The 23,529-nt window shown below is 69.1% G+C and carries 21 protein-coding genes and 1 tRNA gene; 8 read left to right on the top strand and 14 right to left on the bottom strand.

The window, feature by feature from the left end; all coding sequences use genetic code 11:
* Nucleotides 1-2: 2 nt before the first annotated feature.
* From BLT25_RS07690 to BLT25_RS07730, 9 genes are all read right to left on the bottom strand, one after another.
* The gene (locus tag BLT25_RS07690) at nucleotides 3-542 is read right to left on the bottom strand and encodes a TetR/AcrR family transcriptional regulator (protein ID WP_091043905.1); all 540 of its coding nucleotides are present in this window, start codon (nucleotides 540-542) and stop codon (nucleotides 3-5) included.
* Nucleotides 539-1,732 (bottom strand): cytochrome P450, encoded by a 1,194-nt coding sequence (locus BLT25_RS07695; RefSeq protein ID WP_091043907.1) that lies wholly within the window; start codon nucleotides 1,730-1,732, stop codon nucleotides 539-541. Before BLT25_RS07695 ends, BLT25_RS07690 begins: the two co-directional genes overlap by 4 nt.
* A gap of 32 nt (nucleotides 1,733-1,764) precedes the next feature.
* A complete protein-coding gene (locus BLT25_RS07700) occupies nucleotides 1,765-2,217 on the bottom strand; it encodes a cupin domain-containing protein (RefSeq protein WP_091043909.1) in 453 nt (150 codons plus the stop codon).
* Between the two features lie 66 nt (nucleotides 2,218-2,283).
* A complete protein-coding gene (locus tag BLT25_RS07705) occupies nucleotides 2,284-3,471 on the bottom strand; it encodes a helix-turn-helix transcriptional regulator (protein WP_091043911.1) in 1,188 nt (395 codons plus the stop codon).
* Between the two features lie 15 nt (nucleotides 3,472-3,486).
* The gene (locus tag BLT25_RS07710; RefSeq protein WP_091043913.1) at nucleotides 3,487-4,836 is read right to left on the bottom strand and encodes an AAA family ATPase; all 1,350 of its coding nucleotides are present in this window, start codon (nucleotides 4,834-4,836) and stop codon (nucleotides 3,487-3,489) included.
* Between the two features lie 60 nt (nucleotides 4,837-4,896).
* The gene (locus BLT25_RS07715) at nucleotides 4,897-7,068 is read right to left on the bottom strand and encodes a hypothetical protein (RefSeq protein WP_218131260.1); all 2,172 of its coding nucleotides are present in this window, start codon (nucleotides 7,066-7,068) and stop codon (nucleotides 4,897-4,899) included.
* Nucleotides 7,069-7,268: 200 nt separating this feature from the next.
* The gene (locus BLT25_RS07720) at nucleotides 7,269-7,640 is read right to left on the bottom strand and encodes a DoxX family protein (protein ID WP_091043916.1); all 372 of its coding nucleotides are present in this window, start codon (nucleotides 7,638-7,640) and stop codon (nucleotides 7,269-7,271) included.
* Between the two features lie 74 nt (nucleotides 7,641-7,714).
* Nucleotides 7,715-10,087, bottom strand: coding sequence for an arylsulfatase (locus BLT25_RS07725; RefSeq protein WP_091043918.1), 2,373 nt, complete (start codon nucleotides 10,085-10,087; stop codon nucleotides 7,715-7,717).
* Nucleotides 10,088-10,234: 147 nt separating this feature from the next.
* Nucleotides 10,235-10,321 (bottom strand) — tRNA-Leu (locus tag BLT25_RS07730).
* Between the two features lie 245 nt (nucleotides 10,322-10,566).
* Between BLT25_RS07730 and BLT25_RS07735 the strand changes: the two genes are divergently transcribed.
* From BLT25_RS07735 to pknB, 7 genes are read left to right on the top strand one after another with little or no spacing between them, the layout of a single operon-like run.
* Nucleotides 10,567-11,274: an FhaA domain-containing protein gene (locus BLT25_RS07735; protein ID WP_091043921.1), complete on the top strand. Its 708-nt coding sequence runs from the start codon at nucleotides 10,567-10,569 to the stop codon at nucleotides 11,272-11,274.
* Nucleotides 11,271-11,756 carry an FHA domain-containing protein FhaB/FipA gene (locus tag BLT25_RS07740; RefSeq protein WP_091043923.1) on the top strand — a complete coding sequence of 162 codons (486 nt, stop codon included), beginning with the start codon at nucleotides 11,271-11,273 and terminating at the stop codon, nucleotides 11,754-11,756. The genes BLT25_RS07735 and BLT25_RS07740 overlap by 4 nt, the downstream gene beginning before the upstream one ends.
* On the top strand, nucleotides 11,753-13,087 hold the full coding sequence (locus BLT25_RS07745) for a PP2C family protein-serine/threonine phosphatase (protein WP_091043925.1): 1,335 nt from the start codon (nucleotides 11,753-11,755) through the stop codon (nucleotides 13,085-13,087). Before BLT25_RS07740 ends, BLT25_RS07745 begins: the two co-directional genes overlap by 4 nt.
* A gap of 23 nt (nucleotides 13,088-13,110) precedes the next feature.
* The gene (locus BLT25_RS07750; protein WP_256328501.1) at nucleotides 13,111-14,514 is read left to right on the top strand and encodes an FtsW/RodA/SpoVE family cell cycle protein; all 1,404 of its coding nucleotides are present in this window, start codon (nucleotides 13,111-13,113) and stop codon (nucleotides 14,512-14,514) included.
* On the top strand, nucleotides 14,511-15,977 hold the full coding sequence (locus BLT25_RS07755) for a peptidoglycan D,D-transpeptidase FtsI family protein (RefSeq protein ID WP_091043930.1): 1,467 nt from the start codon (nucleotides 14,511-14,513) through the stop codon (nucleotides 15,975-15,977). The genes BLT25_RS07750 and BLT25_RS07755 overlap by 4 nt, the downstream gene beginning before the upstream one ends.
* Nucleotides 15,974-17,518: a serine/threonine-protein kinase gene (locus tag BLT25_RS07760; RefSeq protein ID WP_091043931.1), complete on the top strand. Its 1,545-nt coding sequence runs from the start codon at nucleotides 15,974-15,976 to the stop codon at nucleotides 17,516-17,518. Before BLT25_RS07755 ends, BLT25_RS07760 begins: the two co-directional genes overlap by 4 nt.
* Nucleotides 17,511-19,319 (top strand): Stk1 family PASTA domain-containing Ser/Thr kinase, encoded by a 1,809-nt coding sequence (gene pknB, locus BLT25_RS07765; protein WP_091043934.1) that lies wholly within the window; start codon nucleotides 17,511-17,513, stop codon nucleotides 19,317-19,319. The genes BLT25_RS07760 and pknB overlap by 8 nt, the downstream gene beginning before the upstream one ends.
* 26 nt (nucleotides 19,320-19,345) lie before the next feature.
* Here the strand turns inward: pknB and BLT25_RS07770 are convergent, their stop codons facing one another.
* Nucleotides 19,346-20,134: a DUF881 domain-containing protein gene (locus BLT25_RS07770; protein WP_091043937.1), complete on the bottom strand. Its 789-nt coding sequence runs from the start codon at nucleotides 20,132-20,134 to the stop codon at nucleotides 19,346-19,348.
* A 44-nt stretch (nucleotides 20,135-20,178) separates the two neighbouring features.
* Between BLT25_RS07770 and BLT25_RS07775 the strand changes: the two genes are divergently transcribed.
* A complete protein-coding gene (locus BLT25_RS07775) occupies nucleotides 20,179-20,640 on the top strand; it encodes a cell division protein CrgA (RefSeq protein ID WP_091043938.1) in 462 nt (153 codons plus the stop codon).
* Between the two features lie 144 nt (nucleotides 20,641-20,784).
* Here the strand turns inward: BLT25_RS07775 and BLT25_RS07780 are convergent, their stop codons facing one another.
* From BLT25_RS07780 to BLT25_RS07795, 4 genes are all read right to left on the bottom strand, one after another.
* Nucleotides 20,785-21,591 (bottom strand): rhomboid family intramembrane serine protease, encoded by an 807-nt coding sequence (locus BLT25_RS07780; protein ID WP_091043941.1) that lies wholly within the window; start codon nucleotides 21,589-21,591, stop codon nucleotides 20,785-20,787.
* A 105-nt stretch (nucleotides 21,592-21,696) separates the two neighbouring features.
* Nucleotides 21,697-22,206 carry a peptidylprolyl isomerase gene (locus tag BLT25_RS07785; protein WP_091044367.1) on the bottom strand — a complete coding sequence of 170 codons (510 nt, stop codon included), beginning with the start codon at nucleotides 22,204-22,206 and terminating at the stop codon, nucleotides 21,697-21,699.
* A 70-nt stretch (nucleotides 22,207-22,276) separates the two neighbouring features.
* The gene (locus BLT25_RS07790; protein ID WP_218131261.1) at nucleotides 22,277-22,648 is read right to left on the bottom strand and encodes a DUF3817 domain-containing protein; all 372 of its coding nucleotides are present in this window, start codon (nucleotides 22,646-22,648) and stop codon (nucleotides 22,277-22,279) included.
* Nucleotides 22,645-23,511 carry an SURF1 family protein gene (locus tag BLT25_RS07795; RefSeq protein ID WP_091043943.1) on the bottom strand — a complete coding sequence of 289 codons (867 nt, stop codon included), beginning with the start codon at nucleotides 23,509-23,511 and terminating at the stop codon, nucleotides 22,645-22,647. Before BLT25_RS07795 ends, BLT25_RS07790 begins: the two co-directional genes overlap by 4 nt.
* Between the last annotated feature and the right edge of the window lie 18 nt (nucleotides 23,512-23,529).

The following is a 23,529-nucleotide window of genomic DNA, read 5'->3' on the forward strand; positions in this document are numbered from 1 at the left end:
GTCTAGCTGCTCGGCGGCATCACGAGGAACCGCTCCAGCTGGCGACGCTCTGCTTCTACGTCGTCGCCGGGGCTGATGAGGAACGACAGGATGATGCGCAGGACCCAGTCGGCGAGGTCGGGGTCGGCTGCGCCGGAGGCGAGATAGCTCTCCGCGGATCCGCGGATGATCGGGGAGTCGTGGAGCACCTCGCGCAACAGAGTGCTGTCACCGGCGTACCAGGCGGCGAGGTGGGGGCGCTCGCGCACGGCAGCGAGGCAGGAGATCACGGCCTCGACCACGCGACGGCGGGGATCAGACACATCGGTCGTCGCCTCGGCGACCTGCTTGGTGATGAGCCGCGCCTCGCGATGGGCGAAGGCGTGGATCAGCGCCTGCCGGTTCTCGAAGTAGCGATACAGGGTCGCCCGCGAGCAGCCGGCCGCGCGCGCCACCTCGTCCATGCCCGGCTTGTCGACGCCGCGCTCCACGAAGAGCTCGCCCGCGGCGTCGAGGATCCGTTCGGCGGCGAGCTCGGTCCGCTCCGCCTCCAGCCAGCTCATCCGCCGACCTCGACGTCGAGACGGACGGGCCTGCGTACGTAGCTCCCCGGCGCCCATCGCAGGGAGTCGTGGTCGACGGTGAAGGACGGCATCCGGGTGAGTATCTCGGTGAGCGTCACCCGGCCCATCATCCGGGCGGCCGCAGCACCGAGGCAGTGATGCGCCCCGTGGGCGAAGGTCAGGATCTGACGCGGCCGGCGGGTGACGTCGAGCTCCTCGGCGTCGGCGCCGAAGGCGCGCGGATCCCGGTTCGCGGCGGCGTAGCAGAGCAGTACCTTCTTGCCCGCAGGAACGGGGACGTCGTGGATCGTGACGTCGCGGGTGGTGGTCCGGGCGAGCCCCTGCACGGGCGAGGTGAGCCGCAGCAGCTCCTCGACGGCGGCCGGGACGTCCTGCAGCGCGAGCTCGCGCTGGTCGGGGCGGTCGGCCAGCAGCGGCAGTCCGCCACCCAGCAGCCCGGTCGTCGTGTCGTTGCCGCCCGCGACCATGGTGAAGGCGAACGCGAGCACCCGCAGCAGCCCGGCGTCGTCGTCGGCCTCCCCGGCGGCGACGAGATGGGAGACGGTGTCGTCACCGGGCTCGCGCCGGCGTCGCTCGATCAGCTCGGCGAAGTAGCCCATGAGCTCGGCGGCGGCACCGGCGCCGATGCTCTCGTCCTGCGCCGCGTTGGCCGTCACGATCGCGTCGGTCCACACGTCGAAGCGACCCCAGTCCGCCTCGGGGACCCCGAGATAGTGGGCCACGACCATGCTCGGCAGCGGCTTGAACAGCTCCTCGACGATGTCGCCACCACCGGCCGCCCGGAGCCGCTCGACCCGCTCGACGACGAACCGGGTGACCCGAGGAGTCACGTCCTCGACCTGCTTCGGCGTGAACCCGCGGTTCACCAGCTTCCGAAACGCCGTGTGGGCGGGCGGATCGGTCATGACCATCGGCGGGTTGTCGGCCAGCCCGATCCGCTCGAGCTCGTCATGAGCCGTCGTCAGCCCGCCGGTCGAGCTGAACGTGTCGTGGTCGCGCACCGCCGTGTAGACGTCGTCGTGCCTGGTCAGGACCCAGTAGTCGCCTCGAGCGACGTGGTGGACCGGCTCGTGCTCGCGCAGCGCGGCGTACATCGGCCACGGGTCGGCCCAGGAGGGCCCGGTCGGAGGGACGTACGCGGCGATCCCATGAGACACATCGCTTGTCATGTCTTACAGACTCAACACGCTCGCATCATTTGTCAATGGCTGGGTCCGGCCACCATGACGCCATGACGCTCGGTGACCGACAGGATCGCGGCCATCGATTCGGCCGCCGGGAGGTCAGCGGCGACGGAGGCGGCGAAGTCGGCGAAGAACCGGCCGGCGCCGTCGCCGGTGGTGATCGCGAGGGCGCGGGCGGAGTCGCCGACGACCTCGAAGGTGCCGGGGGTCCCCGCCGGGAAGACGACCAGCCCGCCGGGCTCGACGTCATAGGCGGTGCCGTCGACATACGCCGTGACGCGGCCCTCGAGCAGGTACAGCACGCCGCTCCACGGCGAGACGTGCGGCGGCGTCATCGGGGCGGCCGGTGCGATCACCTCGAAGATCTCGAACGCCCCATGGGCATCCTTGACCGCGGCCTTCGCGATGTGGTCGCCGTCGATCATCGGGCTGTGCTGGCCCTCCTCGGGCCGTACGTAGGTGGTGCTCATGACTCCTCCTTCGGTCGGATGAGTCTCAGCATCAGCCGCCTGAACGGGCACGGAGCGAGTAGTGCGCTACTCGACTCCGAGGAGATCCGCCAGCGCGGCCCGCTCGGAGACGCCGAGCTTGTGGCCGGCTCGGTAGAGATGCCCCTCGACGGTGCGCACCGACAGCGTCAGCCGCGCCGCGATGTCCTTGTTCGACAGCCCTCGGGCGGCCAGCGCGGCTATCTCGCGCTCGCGGGCCGTCAGCGGCAGCGGCCGGCCCGCGACCACCAGCGCAGGGGTGCGAGCACCCGACCTCTCCGCCAGCTTCTCCGCGGCAGCCGCCGCGGTCATCGCCGACCCCTGCCGGCCCGCGCGGCGTTGCACGTCGGCGGCCTGAGCGGCCGCGTCGCCCGCGGCGACGAGATCACCGAGCCGGGCCCAGGCATGCGCCACCTGGAGCAGCGCATCACCGTCCTCGTCGGCCCGGGCTCGGGCGTGAGCCAGGGCGGCGCCGGAGCGAGGGCACAGCCCGGCGAGCGCGGCGAGCCGACGGGCCGGTGCCACGGTCGTGTCACCGAGCTGGACCGCGGCCTGCCAGGCGAGGACCTCATACGCCGGCGAACCCGCCTCGCGAGCGAGATCCGCCGCGGCGACCGCATGACCGATTGCCTCCGTCGACCACCCCTCGGCGGCGGCACCCCACGCCAGCGCGAGGTGGTCGTCCGGCAGATAGAGCCGGTACGCCGGATGGTGCCCGGCAGCGACACCGGCCAGCAGCGACGCGGCGTCCTCCGGCCGACCCGCCTGCGCCAGGGCGGTCGCCAGCAACGTACGGCACCGGAACCCGAACTCGTGCCCCGAACCCTCCAGCCCGGACCAGGCCTCGCGCAGCGAGCGCACCGCATCGAGCAGGCGGCCCTGGGCCAGGGCTGCGTGACCTGCGACGACGAGTCCCATGAGCCTGGCCGGCCCGGGGAGGTCGGCCGATGCGGCCCGCATCCGCCGGGCCAGGTCCGCGCCCCGGTCCGGTGTGCCGGCGAGGCGGTGCCCGAGCACCTGGAAGTCGGCGAGCCCGAAGCCGGGGATGACGGTCGGCACCCGGTCGGCGGTCAGCCCGCCCGCGACGGCGGCCTCGTCGAGGAGCTCGCGGTCTCCGGTGACGGCGGCGACCGCGGACGCGGCGGTGGCGACGAGGATGCCGGCCAGGTCGTCGGGAAGCTCGCTCTGCAGCAGCTGCGGCGCACGGGCGAGCACGGCCGCGACCTCGCCGTCCACCAGACCCAGGACGAGCTACATCGCGGCGACGTGGGCCGGGGCGGCGCCGGTGGCCTCGGCCGCGGCCAGCGCCTGATGGGCCTGGTCGGGCCGGGCCATCGTGAAGAGCAGGTTGCCGGTGCGGTGCAGCTGCACCATCGCGAGCAGCCCTGGGTCGGACGTGGTGGCGACGATGTCCTCGTGGATCGCCTCGGCCTCCTCGCCGCGACTGAGCCAGGAGAGCGCCGCTCCGTGCACGACCCTGGCGGCGAGGTCGCCGGTGGCAGCGGCCGCGCGCGCCAGCCGCTCGGCCAGCGGCAGGTCGTACATCCGGGTCGCGGCCTCCGCCGCCCGCAGGAACAGTGCCGGCTCCGGCGGCAGGTCGGAGTCGAGGGTCAGGACGGCCCGGGGGATCGGGTCGGGCTCGGGGTCGAGCGTCTGCGCCACCCGCCCGCGGAGGCGGCGGGCCCGCAGCGTGCCCATCGCGGCGCGGCGTACCTCGCCGTAGAGGGGGTGCGCCAGCCGGGCGACCAGGCCGTCGGTACGCACCAGCCCACGGCTCTCCGCCTCCTCGACGTCCGCAGCAGAGGTCAGTGCGGACAGGGTCGGGACCGCCATCGGCTCGGCCAGGGCGACCATGTCCACGACGTCCCGCACCCCTGCCGCGAGGTCGCCGATCTCGCGCTCCAGCAGTCCGGCGAGCTCGGGTGAGATCGCCGGCTCGCTGGTCCACCTCCAGATCCCGGACGCCGCGGTGAACCGCCCCGCCGACACCTCACCGGCCAGCAGGTGCCGTAGGAACAGCGGGCTGCCCTCGGTCATCGTCCACAGCCGGTGCGCGGAGGCGGTGTCCACCGGCCCGCCGAGCACCCGGGCGATCAGCTGCGTACTCTCCTCGGCGTCCAGCGGCGCCAGCTCCAGGCGAGGGAGATGGTCGTCCTTCCACAGCGACGTCACGATGTCGGGTGCGGGTTCCCCGGTACGCAGCGTGATCAGCACCGGCGCCATCCGCCGGGCCACCACCCGATGGACCACGATCGCGGAGTGCTCGTCGAGCAGATGAGCATCGTCGACGGCCAGCACGAGCGGCAGCTGCCGGGTGATCTGGTCCAGGGCCCGACCGATCGTCTCGGCCGCCTCGCCGGACGGGACGTCGAGCAGACCGGCGAACGCACCGAGCGGGAACGGCCGCGCGGCCGCGCTCCCCTGGGCGTACACGACGGCTCGCCCGTGACCGGCGGAGGCCGCCAACGCCTCACGGGCGAGCCGGGTCTTCCCCACCCCCGCCGGACCCGCAACGATGACGCCCGCCGCACCGGGCCTGATCGCCGCCGCAACCCTCCGCAGCTCCTCGTCCCGGCCGGTCAGCGGCCACGGCCGCTCCATGAGGTCAGGCTAGTGGCGAGGGATCCGGCCACACATCACTCAAAAGGTGGCTGTGCGCCCTCACAGAGCGGGCGAGAGGTCCTCCCAGACGACCTTCCAGCCATCCGTCGGGAACCCCGGAGCAGAGCCGCGTGGTCCCGGGGTGCCGGTCGCGCCACGTACGCCTTCGGGCGAGTCCGCCCACCCGGCGCACATCATCGCCACCGCGTAGAGCAGCCCGCCGGCCGACGGGAAGTACGGCGAGGGCACGCCGCTCTTGCCGCTCGCCGGCAGCCCGGTGTCGGTGAAACCGAGGCGCTCATGGAGCAGGTTGTCGACCGCGCTGACCGGGTCGCCGAGACGGGCCGCGTTCATGGCGAGCAACGGGAAGTCCCAGCTGTAGAGGTCGGTGACCGGCCAGGTCTCGTACACCCGTCGGGTGGTCGCCCGCATGGTCTCCAGGTCGACACCGTCGCCCGGCAGCATCCCGAACGGCGCGATCGGGTCGGGGTGGTTGGTGTTGCGTTCGGTCCACATGTTCGGCACGCCCTCGTAGAGCACATAGGTGCCGTCCTCGACCGGCAGCGGCGCGAGGTTGTCCAGGATCTCGTCCAGCGCCTCGTCCCGCGCCCGGCCGAGCCGCTGGCGCCATTGCTGGGCGATGCGCAGCCCGAACTTCCAGTAGGAGAGCTCGAAGGTCGGGTTCAGCGTCGACTCCGGCTTGTTCCGTTCGTTGCAGCACATGATCGGCGGCCCGATGACGTACCGGCCGGTCTCCTCCTCACGGTTCGCGAACGACGCCATGAACTCGGCCGTCTCGCGGACCACCGTCTCCCACTTGTGCAAGGTGCTCCGCTGCGGATGCGCCTGGTAGTCCATCTCGGCGAGGAACAACGGGTGGGGCTGCTGCCAGATCAGCAGGCAGGTCGGCGTGCCCGGCGACTCTCGGCCGATCGCATCACCGAAGGCGGTGGTCATCTTGGGCCAGCGCGCGCCGCGGAAACCCTGCGACACGGCAAGCTCGCGTGCGTGCGGAAGGAACCGTTCATAGATGTCCGTGCTCCGGTCCAGGAGCGACCAGCGGTTCCACAGGCCGTAGTGGAAGGCGTGCCACCAGTACATCTCCATGTGGAACTTGCCGTACCAGCCGTTGTTGACCAGCCCGGACTCCTGGGCCGGATCGTTGCCGGCGTCGTTGACCGCGAGGTGGTACTGGCTGAGCACGATGCGTCGCTCGAGCTCACGCCAGCGCGGGTCCGTGCTCTGCGAGAGATCGACGGCGCCGCCGGTCCGCCAGAACCGGGGCCACCACTCCTCGCTCGCGTCGACGACGTCGCGGGCCGACGGCACCTTGTCCACCTCTGGGGCGAACAACGCGGTCAGCTCCAGACGGTTCCCCCTGCCGACGATCTGGTAGCGGTGCCGTGCCGGGTCCAGGCGGGTGATCTCGGCCCCGCCCGGCAGGTCGAGACCGACCTGGTACTCGGTGTCGTCCATCGTGTGGGTGATCCGGGCGGTTCGGCCGCGGCGTGTCACGGTGGTGGTGTGCCTCTCGGGGCGGTCCCAGAACCCGACGAACGGCGCCGAGAACTTCTGGGTGCCGGTGGTCATCGCATACGGGAAGTCGATGAACGCCGTCAGGCGACCGGCCCTGACCAGGTCCGAGTCGATGCGTACGCCGATCGCGTCCTGCCCCGGGTGGCAGGCGGTCTCGACCTTCACCTGGTGGCCCTCGAGCCGGAACCTGCTGCGCAGCAGGCCGGTCCATGGGTCGAGCATCTGCTCGACGTCGGTCAGGTCGGCCTCGACCGCCTCGGTGCCGTCGGCCTTGAGCATCCGCAGCCCGATCCGCCCGAGGTTCGCCCGGTGCGGGTTCTCCCGGAGCCAGTTGAAGATCTCCGGCTCGCCCTCGTCATGGGTCCAGTACGCGACATCGCGGCCGTAGGTGTCCCAGACCCGGCCCTCGAGGTCGGAGATCTGCTTGCCGGCGGGCAGCGCGTCCTCGTGCCAGCCCCAGTCGGCGAGGGTGTTGAAGGCGAGGAAGGTCTGCAGGCCGGTCACGTCGGCACCGAAGGCGAACCGGCCGTTGCCGACCTGGATCGGAAGCTCGAGGTCGCTCTCGTGACGGACCACACGGTGCCGGGAGACCAACGCCTCGCGGTCGATCCCCCGGCCGCGTGATGGCGCCGCCGCCGCAGCCGACTCGGCTGCCAGGACACGGCTCATGAGGGTCGCCGACGCGACGGCGGCCATGCCTTTGAGGACACCACGACGGGCAAGCTGGTGCTGATGGATCACGGTCTGTTCTCCCACCTTGATCGGAGCTCCGAACACATCGATATGAAACGATTCAGTGTGTGGACCGTAAAGGTGTGACGTCAGTCACGTCAAGGTTCTGGCCGGGTCCGGCCAGAGATCACGGACCTGCCGACCAAGCTCGACAACGTGGTCGGCTAGAACGGCTCGACCGCGAAGCGCCCCCAGGCAACGAAGACCATCGCCGCGAGGAAGACCAGGTCGCCGAGCAGCTCCTTGTACTCGTCGCGCCGCACCCGCTCGGTGATCGCGCCGGCCATGTAGAGCGCCATGCAGGACGCCGCGACCGGCACCAGGACCGGCGCGATGTCGAGCAGCCCCGGGAGGATCAGGCCGAGTCCGCCCAGCGTCTCCACGGCGCCCATGAACCTCACCTTCGCGGGCGTGAAGTCCTCCGGCCAGTGCGTCTTGGCCGTGTACTTCTCGTACGGCATCGTCAGCTTGAGGATGCCACCGGTGACGTAGGCGATGCCGAATACGCCGGCGACGATCCAGAGGGCGATGTTCATGATGTCTCCAGGTGTCCAGTTGATTCCCGATGTTCACCCCCTCAGACGGGACACGTGGTGCATCTGTGACATCGCTACTGACGTGCCATGGCGATCCTGAACCGCTCGTCCGGGTCGATGTAGTGGTCGTGGACGTCGTCCCCGAGGTCGATCTGGACCCACGCGATCTTGCCGCTGAACCGGCTGGTCCGGCTGGTGTAGTCCGAGGAGACCGTCGTACCGGACTCGTAGCCGATGTCGGTGGTCTCGTCGGCCGAGAAGACCATCGGCTGCGTCACCTCCACCCGGCCCGTCCCGACCGGCTTGCCGTCGTCGTAGAGCGTGACGTCGCCGCCCTTGGCGAGCCCACCCCCGTCGTACGCGAACTCCACCCGGACCTGGCGGGTCCCCGCCGAGAGCAGGGACTCGGAGGCGACGGAGAACTGCTGGATGCCGAGCACGTTGTAGACGAACTTGAGCCGTCCGTCGCGGGCGAAGAACGTCCAGCCGCCGAACCGGCCGCCCTGGGCGATGATCACGCCCTCGGCACCGGTGTCGGGGATCGTCACCTCGGCGGTGACGGAGAACGACTTGTTCTTGATGCTGACCACGCTGTTCTCCGAGAGCCGGCCCATGCCGGGGAAGAAGAGCTGGGTGTTGCCGTGGACGAGCGTCGGCCTGCCGGCCATCGTGGGCTCGAGGCGCTCGCCGGTGCGGTCATCCATCGGCAGCACGCCGTACTTCACGGCCTCCATCAACCAGAGCCGCTGCAGCGCGGCGAGCTTCTCGGGGTGCTCCGCCGAGAGATCCTTCGCCTGGCTGAAGTCCGTGCTGCCGTCGTAGAGCTCCCACACGTCGTCGTCGAACGCCGGCAGGTCGCCGCCGACCATCACCCACGGGGTGCGGTGCTTGGTGACCGCGCTCCAGCCCTTGTGGTAGACGCCGCGGTTGGCGAACATCTCGAAGTACTGCAGATCGTGGCGCTCCGGCTCGTTCGCGCCGCGGAACGTGTAGAGCATGCTCGTCCCCTCCATCGGGGACTGCTGGACGCCGTTGACCATGGCCGGCTCGGGCAGCCCTGCCGCTTCGAGGATGGTCGGCGCCAGGTCGATCACGTGGGTGAACTGGGAACGCAACGAGCCCGGGTCGTCGATCCCGTCCGGCCAGTGCACGATGGTGCCGTTACGGGTGCCTCCCCAGTGCGACGCGACCTGCTTGGTCCACTGCAGCGGCGAGTTCATCGCCCACGCCCAGCCGACCGCGTAGTGGTTGTAGGAGCTGGGTGAGCCGAACTCGTCCATCTTCGCCCGCATGAACTCGGGCGTCTCCAGCGCGGCCATGCCGTTGAAGTTGGCCATCTCGTTGAAGGCTCCGTTGACGGTGCCCTCGGCCGAGGCGCCGTTGTCGCCGACGATGTAGTAGACGATGGTGTTGTCGAGTACGCCGAGGTCGGCGATCGTGTCGATCACGCGGCCGACGTGGTGGTCGGTGTGCTCGAGGAAGCCGGCGTAGACCTCCATCTGACGGGCGAGGACGGGCTTGAGCTCGTCAGGCATGTCGTCCCATGCGGGGATCTCGTCGTGGCGGGCGGTCAGCTCGGCGTCGGCGGGGATGACCCCGAGCTCCTTCTGCCGCTCGAAGGTGCGCTCCCGCTGGACGTCCCAACCGTCGTCGAACCTCCCGGCGTACTTGTCGATCCACTCCTGGGGGACGTGGTGGGGAGCATGGGTCGCGCCGGGCGCGAAGTAGGCGAAGAACGGCCGGTCGGGCATCAGCGCCTTCTGCTGGCGGATCCAGGCACACGCGTGGTCGGCCAGGTCCTCGGTGAGGTGATAGCCCTCCTCGGGCGTCGCCGGAGGCTCGACCGCGGTGGTGCCTTCGTAGAGCGCGGGATCCCACTGGTTGTTCTCGCCGCCGATGAAGCCGTAGAACGTCTCGAACCCTCCGCCCGCCGAAGGCCAGGCGTCGAAGGGGCCGAGCGGCGAGGTCTGCCAGACCGGGACCTCGTGGCACTTCCCGAACTGTGCCGTCGAGTACCCGTTGAGCTTGAGCGTCATCGCGAGCGGGGCCTTGGTGTTGGGCCGCACCGAGCTGTTGCCGGGTGCCGAGGTGGCCGTCTCGGTGATGCTGCCCATGCCGACGGAGTGGTGGTTGCGGCCGGTGAGCAGCGCCTGCCGCGTCGGGGCGCACAGCGCCGTGGTGTGGAACCGGTTGTAGCGCAGGCCGTTGGCAGCCAGCCGCTCGGCGACCGGGGTGGCGCACGGCCCTCCGAACGCGCTCGATGCTCCGAAGCCGACGTCGTCGAGAAGTACGACGAGCACGTTGGGCGCCCCGTCCGGCGGGAGCAGCGGCTCGATCGGCGGGTAGGCGGTGTCGGGATCCTTGGCGTCGTACGTCGTGTGCGCCGAGCCTGGTCGGTCCGGGATCGGCAACATGGTCCGGGCGTGACGGTCGGGACGGTTCGGCATAGCAGTGGCTCCAGTCGTCGGCAGGTATGCACCGAGCGTCGCAACCGACTGCGCCCGACACGTCACCCTTGGCGGATGATCGACCGCGTTCTTCAGGAATCACTCCGAAATGCACGAAGCCCCAGGTCATCCCTGGGGCTTCGGTGGTGGTGCGCGAGGGGGGAGTTGAACCCCCACGTCCTTTCGGACACACGGACCTGAACCGTGCGCGTCTGCCTATTCCGCCACTCGCGCGTGCAGCAGAGGAAACGTTAGCCGACGCGCACCCATCGACCCAAAACGACGGCACCCCGCCCACCTTGACGCTGGTGGTCACCCGATCGTGGGAGGATCGAAACCACGCAGAATGCGGGAAGTGGCAGATCCCCTAGGGTGCACCGATACGATCGGGCCGAATCGCGGGGACCACTGTGCCCGTACGCGACTGACCACCCACCCCGACCGGCCCACCCCCGGCACCCTGAGAGGAGCGCAACCACGTGAGCGGCCTGCAGAAGTTCGAGCAGAAGTTGGAGCAGCTCATCTCAGGCGCTTTCGCGAAGGCGTTCCGGTCCGAGGTGAAGTCGGTGGAGATCGTCGCCGCGCTCCAGCGCGAGATCGACAACAACGCCCAGGTGCTCAGCCGCCAGCGGCGCCTGGTCCCCAACGACTTCTTCGTGGAGCTGTCCGCCAGCGACCTGAGCAAGCTGGAGTCCTACGGACCCCACCTCAAGGAAGAGCTGAAGCGCCAGCTGATGGATCACGCCGAGGCGCAGGGGTTCGTCTTCCCCGGCCGCGTGAGCATCGAGTTCGGTGAGGCGAACGACCTGACGATCGGCCGGTTCCGGGTGCGGAGCCGCGCCCAGGCCGCCGTCTCGGGCGGAGACATGAGCGACACCCAGGTGAGCCGCGCGCAGGCCTACCTGGAGATCAACGGCACCCGGCACCCGCTCCACGGCAACCTCGTCGTGGGTCGAGGCACCGACGCCGACCTGCGCATCAACGACCCGGGCATCAGCCGCCGCCACATCGAGTTCCGCTCGAAGCAGGCCGGCGACCGTGTGCGCGTCGAGGTCTATGACCTCGGCTCGACCAACGGCATGCTGGTCAACGGGCAGAAGATGGCGAGTGCCACCTTGGACGACGGCTCTCAGGTGCGCATCGGCACCACCGTCATCACCGCGCATATCGTGGAGGAGCGCCGTTGAGCGAGCTGACCCTGTTTCTCATCCGGGTCGCCTATCTGGCGATCCTGTGGATCTTCGTGCTGGCCGCGTTGTCGGTGATCCGCTCCGACATGTTCGGCGCGCGGGTCACCAACGCCTCTGCCGGCGGCCAGCCCGCTGCCCCGCCGGCTCGCGGCAAGGCTGCTGCGGCAGCGAGAGCACCGCGGCGCGGCGTACCCACGCATGTGGCCGTCACCACCGGCTCCAACGCCGGGGTGACCGTGCCGCTCTCGCAGGCCCCCATCGTCATCGGCCGCGGCAGCGATGCCGCGATCATCCTCGATGACGACTACGCCTCCACCCGCCACGCCCGGATCGCCGTCTCCGGCGACCAGTGGTTCGTGGAGGACCTCGGATCGACCAATGGCACCTACATCGGGTCCGTCCGGATCAATCAGCCGACCGCCATCTCTCTCGGGACCCAGGTGCGGATCGGTAAGACAATCCTGGAGCTGCGCAAGTGACCGCTGCGACCGACCCCACCCCCGACCCCGCTGCTCATCCCGGCGCGGCCGACGGACGACCCTTCCGCCTCGAGTACGCGGCGGTCTCCGACGTCGGCCGGGTGCGCAAGGACAACCAGGACAGCGGGTACGCCGGCCCCTGGCTGCTGACCGTCTGCGACGGTGTCGGCGGCGCTGCCCGCGGCGACATCGCCTCCAGCACGGCCGTCCAGCAGCTGCGCAAGCTCGACGAGGAGCCTGCCTTCGGGCTGGTCGACGACGACCTGATCGGCCTGGTCTCCCACGCGCTGCACATGGCCCATGACGAGATCGGCCACCTGGTCGACCACGACCCGACGCTCAACGGCACCAGCACGACCTCGACCGTCGGCCTCTTCGACGGCGCCAAGCTGACCGTGGGCCACGTGGGCGACAGCCGTGCCTACCTGCTCCGCAACGGCGCGATCCACCAGGTCACCCACGACCACACCTTCGTGCAGACGCTGCTCGACGAGGGGAGGATCACGGAGGAGGAGGCCAAGACCCACCCCCACCGAAACCTGATCCTCAAGGCCCTCGACGGCACCCGTGAGCTCGAGCCCGACCTGTTCATCGTCGACCTCGCCGCCGGCGACCGGCTGATGTTCTGCAGCGACGGTGTCTGCGGCTACGTCGACGACCCGCGGATCGCCGACATCCTGGCCACCGGCACGCCTGAGTACGCAGCCGTCGAGCTGGTCCGGGTCTCCCTCGACTCCGGCAGCACCGACAACGTGACCTGCGTGGTCGCCGACGTGGTGCCCAGCGACACGATCCCGTCCCCGGGCCTCGAGGCCCAGATGGTGGGTGCCGCGGCCGAGCTCAAGCGGAAGACCACCAAGACCGGCCAGATGACCGCGCTGTTCCGCGGTCACCGGATGGGCGACACCGGCGAGCTGGAGCCGATCGACGAGGAGATCCCCGACGGTGCGATCGCCTCCGACCCGGAGGAGATGCGCTACGCGCTCCAGGCGCCGGCCAAGTATCTGAAGCTGCGCTGGGCGTTCGGGCTGCTGACCCTTCTCGGTGTCGTCTGGATCGCTGCCGCGACCGCGTTCGTGTGGTCGCAGAACCAGTGGTACATCGGCGAGCAGGGGGGCAACGTCACGATCTTCCGTGGCGTACCCACCACGATGATCGGCCTCGACCTCTCCGAGCCCTACCAGACCTCTGACCTGAAGGTCGCCGACCTGGCCGAGACCTACCAGAACCAGCTCGAGGACGGCATCCACAGCAAGGACCTGGCCGGCGCCCAGGAGAAGGTGCAGTCCCTCGCCGACCAGAGCGCCGCGGACGCGGGAAGCGGGTCATGAGCGGGTTCACTCCGGCTAGCTCCATGCCCGTTTTCGTCCACCGGTCGCGTCGGGGAGCGGAGCTGGTCCTGCTGATCCTGGCCCTCGCGGTCGGGATCGGCGCGTACGCCGCAGTCGGTCTGGGGGTGAAGGAGGAGATCCCGGTCGACATCGTCGGCTACGGCACCTGGCTGGTCGCGCTCCTGGTGGCGGCCCACATCGGCGTACGTCTGCTGGCTCCGTACGCCGACCCCGTGCTGCTTCCGCTGGTGGCGATGCTCAACGGTTTCGGTTTGGCCGTCATCCACCGGCTCGACCTGTCGCGCCCGGCGGCTGAGAAAGCGGACTTCGCCGGCCAGCAGCTGACCTGGATGACGATCGGCGTGGCGCTGTTCCTCATCACGCTCTTCGTCGTGCCCGACCACCGGATGCTGCAGCGGTTCACCTACACCGCCGGCCTCGGCGCGGTCGTCATGCTGATCCTGCCGATGCTCCCGATCATCGGCAAGGAGATCAACGGCGCGCGGATCTGGATCAACCTCGGGCCGGTCAGCTTCCAGCCCGGCGAGGTCGCCAAGGTGCTGCTGGTGATCTGCTTCGCCGGCTATCTGGCGGTCCATCGCGACGCCCTCGCGCTGGCGGGGCGCCGGTTCGCCGGCATCGACCTGCCGCGCGGCCGCGACCTCGGCCCGCTGCTGATGATGTGGGCGATCAGCCTCGCAATCCTGGTGCTGCAGCGCGACCTCGGCTCCAGCCTGCTCTTCTACGGCCTCTTCGTGGTGACGCTCTACGTCGCGACCGAGCGCAAGGGCTGGATCGTCGTCGGCGGCGTACTCTTCGCCGGCGGGGTCTTCGCCGCGATCAGCCTCTTCAGCCATGTCCGGGTCCGGGTGCTGACCTGGCTCAACCCGTTCGACTACTACCCCGAGCCGCTCAACGGCACCTCCTCCGAGCAGCTCGTCCAGGGCCTGTTCGGGATGGCCTGGGGCGGCATGATCGGCCGCGGGTTCGGTTCCGGCCAGCCGTGGCGGATCCCCTACGCCAACTCCGACTTCATCGTCCCGGCGATCGGCGAGGAGCTCGGCCTGACCGCGCTCCTGGCGCTGCTGCTGTGCTACGGCCTGATCGTCGAGCGGGGCCTGCGCACCGCGATCGTCGCCCGCGACGACTTCGGCAAGCTGCTCGCCGTCGGCCTGGCCACCTCGGTCGCCCTGCAGACCTTCGTGGTCGTCGGTGGCGTGACCGGGCTCATCCCGCTGACTGGTCTGACCACGCCGTTCCTCTCGTATGGTGGATCTTCGCTGGTCGCCAACTGGGTGATCGTGGCCCTGCTGTTGCGCGTCTCGGACCAGTCCCGCAGACCGCTACCGACGGCACCGTCCGATGAGGACCTTGCCGCTGAGGAGACCCAGATCGTCAAGCTCGACAAAGGGGCGTTGAACAAGTGAACCGCCCCATCCGCACGCTCAGCGTCGGCTGCCTGATCCTGTTCGTGGCGCTGATGCTGAACCTGACGTACGTCCAGTTCTTCAAGGCGAACTGGTACAACGACCGAGCCGACAACCGGCGGGTCACCGAAGAGGCCTACTCGCAGCAGCGCGGCGACATCCTGGTCGGCAAGAAGGCGATCGCCACCAGCAAGCCGAGCGACGACACCTACAAGTGGCAGCGCACCTACCCCGGCGGCAAGAAGTACGCCCCGATCACGGGTTTCATGTCCTTCTCCTTCGGCCAGACCGGGATCGAGCGCTCCCAGGACTCGGTGCTGTCGGGCAAGGACAACAAGCTCTTCACCAACCGTCTGGTCGACCTGGTCACCAACTCCGAACCGGCCGGCGGCAACGTCGAGCTGACCATCGACCCGAAGGTCCAGGACGCTGCGTACGAGGGCCTGACCGCTCTCGGTGAGGACGTCCAGGCGGCGGCGGTGGCGATCGAGCCGAACACCGGCAAGATCCTGGCGATGGCCTCCACGCCGACCTACAACCCGGACAAGCTGGCGACCCACGACTTCGGTGCTGCGACGAAGTCCTACAACCAGCTCTCGAAGGACGAGAACGAGCCGCTGCTCAACCGCTCCATCCAGACCGCGCTGCCGCCGGGATCGACCTTCAAGCTGGTCACCGCCGCGGCCGCGATCGAGAACCTCGGCATGGACGGTGACAGCATGGTCTACGGCGGCGCGTCGCTCGACCTCCCCGGCACCACGACCGACCTGCCCAACCTCAACGGCACCAGCTGCGGCGGCGAGCAGATCACCCTCACCCACGCTCTCGAGGTCTCCTGCAACACCGCCTTCGGTTCTCTCGGTATGGAGCTCTCCGACGAGGAGATGCAGGAGCAGGCCGAGGGGTTCGGCTTCGGCCAGGACTACCTCGACGACATCGGCCCGCTGGCCAAGAGCCAGTACCCGCCCAACGACGGCAAGGCCGAGCAGGCCCGCGCCGCGATCGGTCAGCAGAGCGTGATCGCGACCCCGCTGCAGATGGCGATGGTCTCGGCAGGGATCGCGAACGGGGGCGAGGTCATGAAGCCCTACCTCGTCGACCGGGTCACCTCCTCATCCCTCGACGTCATCGACCAGGGCAACCCGACCACGATCGACAACCAGCCCGCGGTCTCGCAGGACACCGCCGAGATCCTGACCCAGATGATGGTCAGCACCGTCGACAACGGCACCGCCGAGGCGGCGGCCATCGACGGCGTGAGCGTCGCCGGCAAGACCGGCACCGCACAGACCACTAAGGACAAGCCGCCGTACGCCTGGTTCACCTCGTTCGCCCCGGCGGAGAACCCGTCCATCGCGGTCGCCGTGATGGTCCAGAAGAGCGGCACCGAACGCAGCGAGATCGCCGGCGGACGGCTGGGCGGCCCAATCGCGAAGGCCATGATGGAGGCAGCGATCTCATGAGTCGTTACGTATTCCACGAGCTCATCGGCACCGGCGGGATGGGCGAGGTGTGGCGGGCGACCGACACGACCCTCAACCGCGAGGTCGCGATCAAGCTCCTCAAGCCCGAGCACGCCGAGGACCCGATCGGCCGGTCCCGGTTCGAGTCCGAGGCGAAGCATGCCGCGGCGCTCCACCACCCCAACGTGGTGGCCGTCTACGACGTCGGCGAGATGCCGACCGCCTCCGGCCTGATGCGGCCGTTCCTGGTGATGGAACTGGTCGACCACAAGCCGCTCTCGGAGCTCATCCGTGATGGGCGGCCCCTGGCCCCGGAGGTCGTCCGCGACCTGCTCGGTCAAGCCGGCGACGCGCTGGCCGCTGCCCACCGGGCCGGCATCGTGCACCGTGACGTGAAGCCCGCCAACCTCCTGATCACCCCGCAGCGCAAGGTGAAGGTCACCGACTTCGGCATCGCCCGGGCGCAGGCTTCGACCGGCATCACCGGCACCGGCCAGGTGATGGGCACGCCGCAGTACCTCAGCCCCGAGCAGGCCCGTGGCGAGAAGGCTACGCCGGCCTCCGACGTCTACTCCCTCGGTGTGGTCGCCTTCGAGTGCCTGGCCGGCTATCGGCCGTTCCAGAAGGAGACCCCGGTCGCGACCGCGATCGCCCACCTGCACGACCCGGTCCCGCCGCTGCCCGACCACGTCCCTGCCGATCTGGCCGCGATCGTGATGAGGAGCCTCCAGAAGGACCCGACCCTCCGCTACGCCGACGCGGCCGCGTTCACAAGCGCGATGATCGGTCACGGTGCCGCCGACCCGGACGCCGATGCCACCGTCGTCGCCGCCGCGGTGCCTGGGGACGCGACCGCCACGTCAGTCATGGACCCGGTGCCGTCGCCCACTCAGAACTACGTCGGCATGCAGGGCGCCGCGGGCGGGCCCGAGGGTCCGCCGCCGCCTCGCTACCAGGACCCCTACGACCGTTACGACGAGGACGACGAGCAGAAGCCCTGGTACAAGAAGCCGTTCAACATCGTCGTCATCGTGATGCTCGTGGCCGTGATCATCGCGGTCATCTGGATCATCTCGACCCTCGCCGCGGATCCGAAGAACCCTCCGGCCGACGACACGTCCACCACTCCGTCGGCCTCCTCCACTCCCACCCCGTCGGAGGAGCCCGAGGAGGAGCCGAAGGCCGTCGAGATCAACGAGGACGACTACATCGGCCGCAACGTCGATGAGGTGCGCTCCGAGCTGGGCGACCTCGGGCTGACCGTCAAGGTGGCTGTCCAGGACAACGACGGCAGCTACGAGCCCGACACGGTCGCCGGCCTCGACCCGACCCGCAACCTCTACGAGGGCGACCCGATCACCATCCGCTACTACGGCGAGCGCCCCGTGGTCGAGCAGCCTCCCGCCGAGGAGGAGCCCGACGAGGAAGAGACCGACGAGGAGGAGCCGACCGACGGAGAGTCCTCCGACTGGGGCATCCCTGATCTTCCGGGCGACGAGAACACCGGCGGCGGCAACGGCAACGGGGGCGGCAATGGCTGAGGGAGCTCTCCTGGCCGGTCGCTACGAGGTCGGCGAGCTGCTCGGCCGCGGCGGCATGGCGGAGGTCCGCAAGGGCACCGACCACCGGCTCGGCCGCGTCGTCGCGATCAAGCGGCTGCGGGTCGATCTCGCCAGCGACGCGACCTTCCAGGCGCGGTTCCGGCGCGAGGCGCAGTCCTCGGCCAAGCTCAACCACCCCTCGATCGTCTCGGTCTACGACACCGGTGAGGAGAAGTCCGACGACGGCGTCGCCCAGCCCTACATCGTGATGGAGTACGTCGCCGGCCGCACGCTGCGCGACGTACTCCGTGAGGGTCGCAAGATCCTGCCCGAGCGGGCGCTGGAGATCAGCTCCGACGTACTCAACGCGCTCGACTACAGCCACCGCAACGGGATCATTCACCGCGACATCAAGCCGGGCAACGTCATGCTGACGCCGGCCGGTGACGTGAAGGTGATGGACTTCGGCATCGCCCGGGCGCTCAACGACGCCCAGTCCACGATGACCCAGACCGCGGCCGTGGTCGGGACCGCGCAATACCTGAGCCCCGAGCAGGCCCGCGGCGAGCAGGTCGACGCCCGGTCCGACGTCTACTCGGCCGGTTGCCTCCTCTACGAGCTGCTCACCGGTCGTCCGCCGTTCGTCGGCGACTCGCCGGTGTCGGTGGCCTATCAGCACGTCCGCGAGCAGGCCCAGCCTCCCTCGGCCCACGACCCGACGCTGACGCGTGAGCTCGACGCGATCGTGATGAAGTCGCTGGCTAAGCGGGTCGAGGATCGCTACCAGTCCGCGCAGGCGATGCGCACCGACATCGAGCGCTACCTCGCCGGGCGTCCGGTCCAGGCGACCGTACCGCCGAGCATGGACCAGACTCAGGTCGCCCAGAACCGCGCGGTCGGCCCCTATGACGGCGACCCCACCAACGGTGGCTACTACCCGCCCCAGGACGACCGCGCCGAGGGCCCGCGCCCGTGGGTGCTCATCCTGCTCGGTCTGGTCATCATCGGCCTCATCGGGTTGGGTGCCTACTTCCTGCCTGCGGCCCTCGGACCGCAGAGCACACCGGCACCCGACGTGACCGGCCTGACCCAGGAGAAGGCGATGGCCGAGCTGAGCACGGCCAAGCTGAAGGGTGAGATCAAGCAGGAGTCGAGCGACACCGTCGCGGTCGGCGTCGTGATCTCCCAGGACCCGTCCGCCGGCCAGGACGTCGAGGAGGGCAGCACCGTCACCCTGACGGTCTCCACCGGGCCACCCAACCGGGAGATGCCCAACGTGATCGGCTCTCCGCAGAAGACGGCCAAGGAGCTCCTCGAGGGCGATCCCTACAACTTCACGGTCAAGGTCGAGACGGAGGAGTCCGACGAGGCCAAGGGCACCGTGATCGAGTCCGACCCGGTCGACGGAGAGAGCGTCACCACCGGCAAGTCGACCGTGGTCACGCTCACCGTCTCCAAGGGCCCGAAGAACGTCCCCAACGTCGTCGGGAAGACGGCCGAGCAGGCCGAGGAGATCCTCCGCAACGCCGGCTTCACGCCGGTCCGCAAGGACGAGCCCAACACCGACAAGCCCAAGGGCACCGTCGTCGAGCAGACACCGGCCAAGGGCACCCCGCTCGCGCAGGACGGCGAGGTGATCATCTTCGTCTCGACGAAGGAAGAGGCCCTGCCGAGCTGTCAGACACTGGTGCCCGGGACGGACCCGGCCAACCCGTCGGCGTCGGCCACCCAGACCGCCGACCCGGGCGACCCGCCGACGTGTGACCCGGCGCTGCCGCCGAGCGCCCCGGCGGCGCCGTAGCCCGAACGCTCGCCGAAGCCCCTGTCTCACTTCTCCTGAGGCAGGGGCTTCGCGTATTTCACGTCGAGCAGGCCGTCGTAGGCCGGAGCGGTCAGGTAGGTCAGCGGCTTGAGGAACCAGCCGATCTGGACGTTGGGGTCGCGGGCGTCGGCCTGGTAGTTCTGCACGTGGTTGTCGCGGTCGATCGCGGCCTGGAGCCGGTCGGGGTCACCGACCGCCTCGATGACGTACGGCTGGGGGTAAGGGACACCGTCGAGCTGCACCGTGCTGCCGGAGCACTTGATGCCGGTGGTGGTGATGATCCGCTTGCCGGCGATCGTGATCGCCTCGGCGCCACCGGCCCAGAGCGCGTTGACGACGGCCTGGATGTCCTGCTGGTGCACGACGAGCGAGTTGGGGTCGTCTCCCGTGTAGCTCTCCTGAACCTCCGAGGGCGCGTCGCCCAGGACGATCTGCATACCGGCGCCGCTGTGGTCGGACGTGCCGGCCGGATCGGCGAGCCGCGCGGACTGGTTCTGGAGCTTCTTGACGTCCTTGTCGGTGACGCCGCTGGTGAGATGGTCCACCTGGCTCTGCAGGTCGGCCAGCTGGGCCTCGAGGCGGTTGTAGCGGACCCTCTCCCCGTCGACCAGCGTCGCCAGGTCTTCGTAGCGTCCCGGACGCAGGTCGGTGCCGTCGGCGTTCACGAAGCTCACCGCCAGCAGGCCGCCACAGAGCAGCACCACGACGGGCGTACCGACCCGCCACGAGGTCAGGCGGGACCAGCGCTTTGGTTTAGAGGTGGGGTTAGCCTGGGTTCCGGAGCTCACGACCATTAGGGTATGCGCAGCAATCACATTTTGTCTGAGGAGCATCACCCGTGGCCAAGCTCAAGCTCTCGAAGAAGAGTGATCTCGACCTTCCCAAGGAGCCGATCTTCACTCCCCGCTTCGCGGTCGCCCTGGTGCTGATCGCCCTCGGCATCGGCTGGATCGTCTACTACTACGTCGGCGTCCGCCCCAACGAGGTCGGTGGCGACTTCACCGGGCCGAAGCCGGTGCAGAAGCTCGAGGGGTGGAACTACCTGATCGGCTTCGTCCTGCTCTTCCTGGGCCTCGCCGTCGCCGCCCACCCGAAGACCCCGCTGGGCCGCGGTCGCGGCGTCGTCGTCGGCATGCTCGGCTGCTTCGTCATCGGCCTGATCTGGATCTGCGTCTTCTACGTCTTCGCCAACGACCACCTGGACAAGATCTGGGTCTTCAACGACCTGGGCCAGAAGAACCTCCTGGTCGGCATCGGCTTCATGGCGGTGGGATTCACCTTCGCCACGAAGTGGGAGTGACCCTCTCGTTAGAACACGAAAGCGGCGCAAACCTTTGGTTTGCGCCGCTTTGCGTTACACGGGTGTAGTTCTCCACAGGGCCATCCACACCTGTGGATTTGTCCACGCCGTGAAAACGCCCCGAAAACACCTACCTCGAAGGCGTCAGAACAACGCGATCCGTACGCCGATCAGGGCAAGCAGCACCAACGCGAAGCCACCCAGAGCAGCCCATTGCAACGGCGCCTTCCGGTCGGCACGGAAGGTGGTGAAGATCCAGGCGACGACGAGACCTCCGATGAAGCCACCGACGTGGCCCTGCCAGGAGATGCCGTTGCCGAAGAAGGTGATGCCCGCGTTGATCAGGAGCACCGGCAGCAGCGGGGAGAGCGACTGGCCGGCCCTGACGAAGAGCACCACCAGGACACCCAGGAGACCGAAGATGGCGCCGGAGGCGCCGACGGTCGAACCTGCCGGTGTCGACGCCCAGACCACCAGAGCGGAGCCCGCCAGGCCGGAGATCAGGTAGAAGACCAGGAACCGCAGCCGGCCCACGATCGGCTCGAGGAACGAGCCGAGCATGTAGAGCGACAGCATGTTCACGGCCAGGTGGATGATCGAGACGTGGGTGAACGTCGAGGTCAGCAGTTGCCAGAGCGCGCCGTCGTCGACTCCTGGCATCCAGGTGTAGCCGCTCGCCCGGCAGACGTCGTTCGGCACCGCGAACCCGCCGTCAGGGGTGAGGCAGTAGCCCTGCAGCCGGATCGCGAGGAAGTCGGCGATCCTCGACCCGCCTCCACCGGTCAGGACGATGCTCAGCCAGACCAGGACGTTGACGCCGATGAGCGACAAGGTCACCGGGAGGGCCCTGAAGCTCACCCGTGCGCCGGTGAAGCGCTTCGGCTGGCGTACGGACTTGTGGCCTTCCTTCACGCACTCCGGGCACTGGAAGCCCACGGAGGCGCTGGCCATGCAGTCAGGGCAGATGGGACGCCCACAGCGCTGACAGCTGATGTGGGTCTCACGGTCGGGGTGGCGGTAGCAGACCGGCACCCCGACCGGTGTCGAGTCGGACAACTAGACGATCTCGACGGTCTCGATGACGACCGGCTCGACCGGGCGGTCCATCGCCCCGGTCTTGGTGTTGGAGATCGAGTCGACGGCCTTCTTCGACTCCTCGTCGGCGACCTCACCGAAGATGGTGTGCTTGAAGTTCAGCCACGGCGCCTGGCCGGTGGTGATGAAGAACTGCGAGCCGTTGGTGCCGGGGCCGGCGTTGGCCATCGCGAGCAGGTAGGGCTTGTCGAAGGTGAGCTCGGGGTGCGGCTCGTCCTTGAAGGTGTAGCCCGGGCCGCCCGTACCGGTGCCCAGCGGGCAACCGCCCTGGATCATGAACCCGTCGATGACACGGTGGAAACCGAGACCGTCGTAGTAGGGAACACCGGAGCGGCCGGCGTCGTCCGTGTACTCCTTGGTCCCCGTGGCGAGGCCGACGAAGTTGGCGACCGTCTCCGGAGCATGGTTGGGGAACAAGGTGATCGTGATGTCACCGTGATTGGTGTGGAGGATGGCCTTCTGGTCAGCCATGACCTGCCCTTCCGACATTGGGATTGGTACGGGATGTAACTCCCCGATCCTCCCACACGGACGGTCGAGATCAGGCGGCTGAGGCCTCCATCGCGACCCGCGTCAGCTTCGTGGCTCGGTGCTCGGCCCAGAAGCTGAGCACGGGGATGGTGCCGCACAGGGCCGTGACGATGGTGAAGGGCATCGGCCAGGCCGCCTTGCGTGAGAGCAGGAACGCGGTCAGCAGGAAGATCATGTAGAGCCAGCCGTGCGCGACACCGAGGTACTGCGAGATGTCAGCGCCCAGCTGCCAGCCGGCGCCGCTGTCCTTGGCCAGCCACGCCGCATCGCTGACCAGATACCCGTAGTGGAGCGGCAGGCCGATGAGGCACAGCACGACGAGCAGCACACCCACGATGGTGGCCATGATCCGATAGGCGGTCAGATTGCCGGAAAGACTCACGCCTTGGAGGGTACGTGGCTTTCCTGAGGCGCGTTCTCAGGGGTCGGCATCGTGTCCTCGCCGTCCTCGTCGTCGTCGCTCTCATCGCTGTCGTCGGGTCCGCGCAGGGTGTCCCGCACATAGCGCCACCACACGTAGATCGCGAAGACGCCGAACAGCCACCACTCGATCGCGTAGAGCAGGTTGCGCAGCCCGGTCGTGGCCTCCGGCTCGGGCAGCTGCGGGGCCGGCACGTCGGCGACGTCCGTGGCGCCGTCGTTGACCGGCATCGCGCTGGCCGGCCAGTCGTCCTCGACCGGCGAGCGCACCATGTAGGCGCTGTAGAGGTCGTAGCTGGTGCGCGAGATCAGGTCGGAGACGTCCAGCTGCGGGAAGATGTTGTCGGACTTGCGGTCGTCGGCGACGTCGGTCCAGTCGCTGGGCTGCAGCCAGCCGGTGACGGTGACGTGACCGCGCGGCGCGGGCGGCGCGGTGCCGACCTCAGGGGTCCAGCCACGCACGACGTAGACGGCCGACTCCGTCTCCTCGACGAGCACCGGCGTGACGGCCCAGAAGCCGACCTGAGAGCCTCGCTCCATCCCGTCGATGAAGATGGTCTCCTCGGGCATCCAGATCCCGGAGACGGTCACGGGGCGGCCGATCTGCTCCCATGGGAAGGCGTCGTTGGGACCCATCAGGTCGGTGAACGCCTTCGGCTCGGCATGCACCAGCTCCGCGACCTGGTCCTGCTTGTCCTGCTGGCTCGACTGGTACTGCCACACCCCGAGCAGCACCGCGCCGGTCACGAAGATCACCACCAGCGCGTGCGCACCCCACAACCGAGGGGAGAAGATACTTCGCGGGGGACTGGTCTGGGCGGCCATAGCAGCTCCCAGAGTACG

It is taken from the genome of Nocardioides sp. YR527 (assembly GCF_900101045.1).
Taxonomy (GTDB): domain Bacteria; phylum Actinomycetota; class Actinomycetes; order Propionibacteriales; family Nocardioidaceae; genus Nocardioides.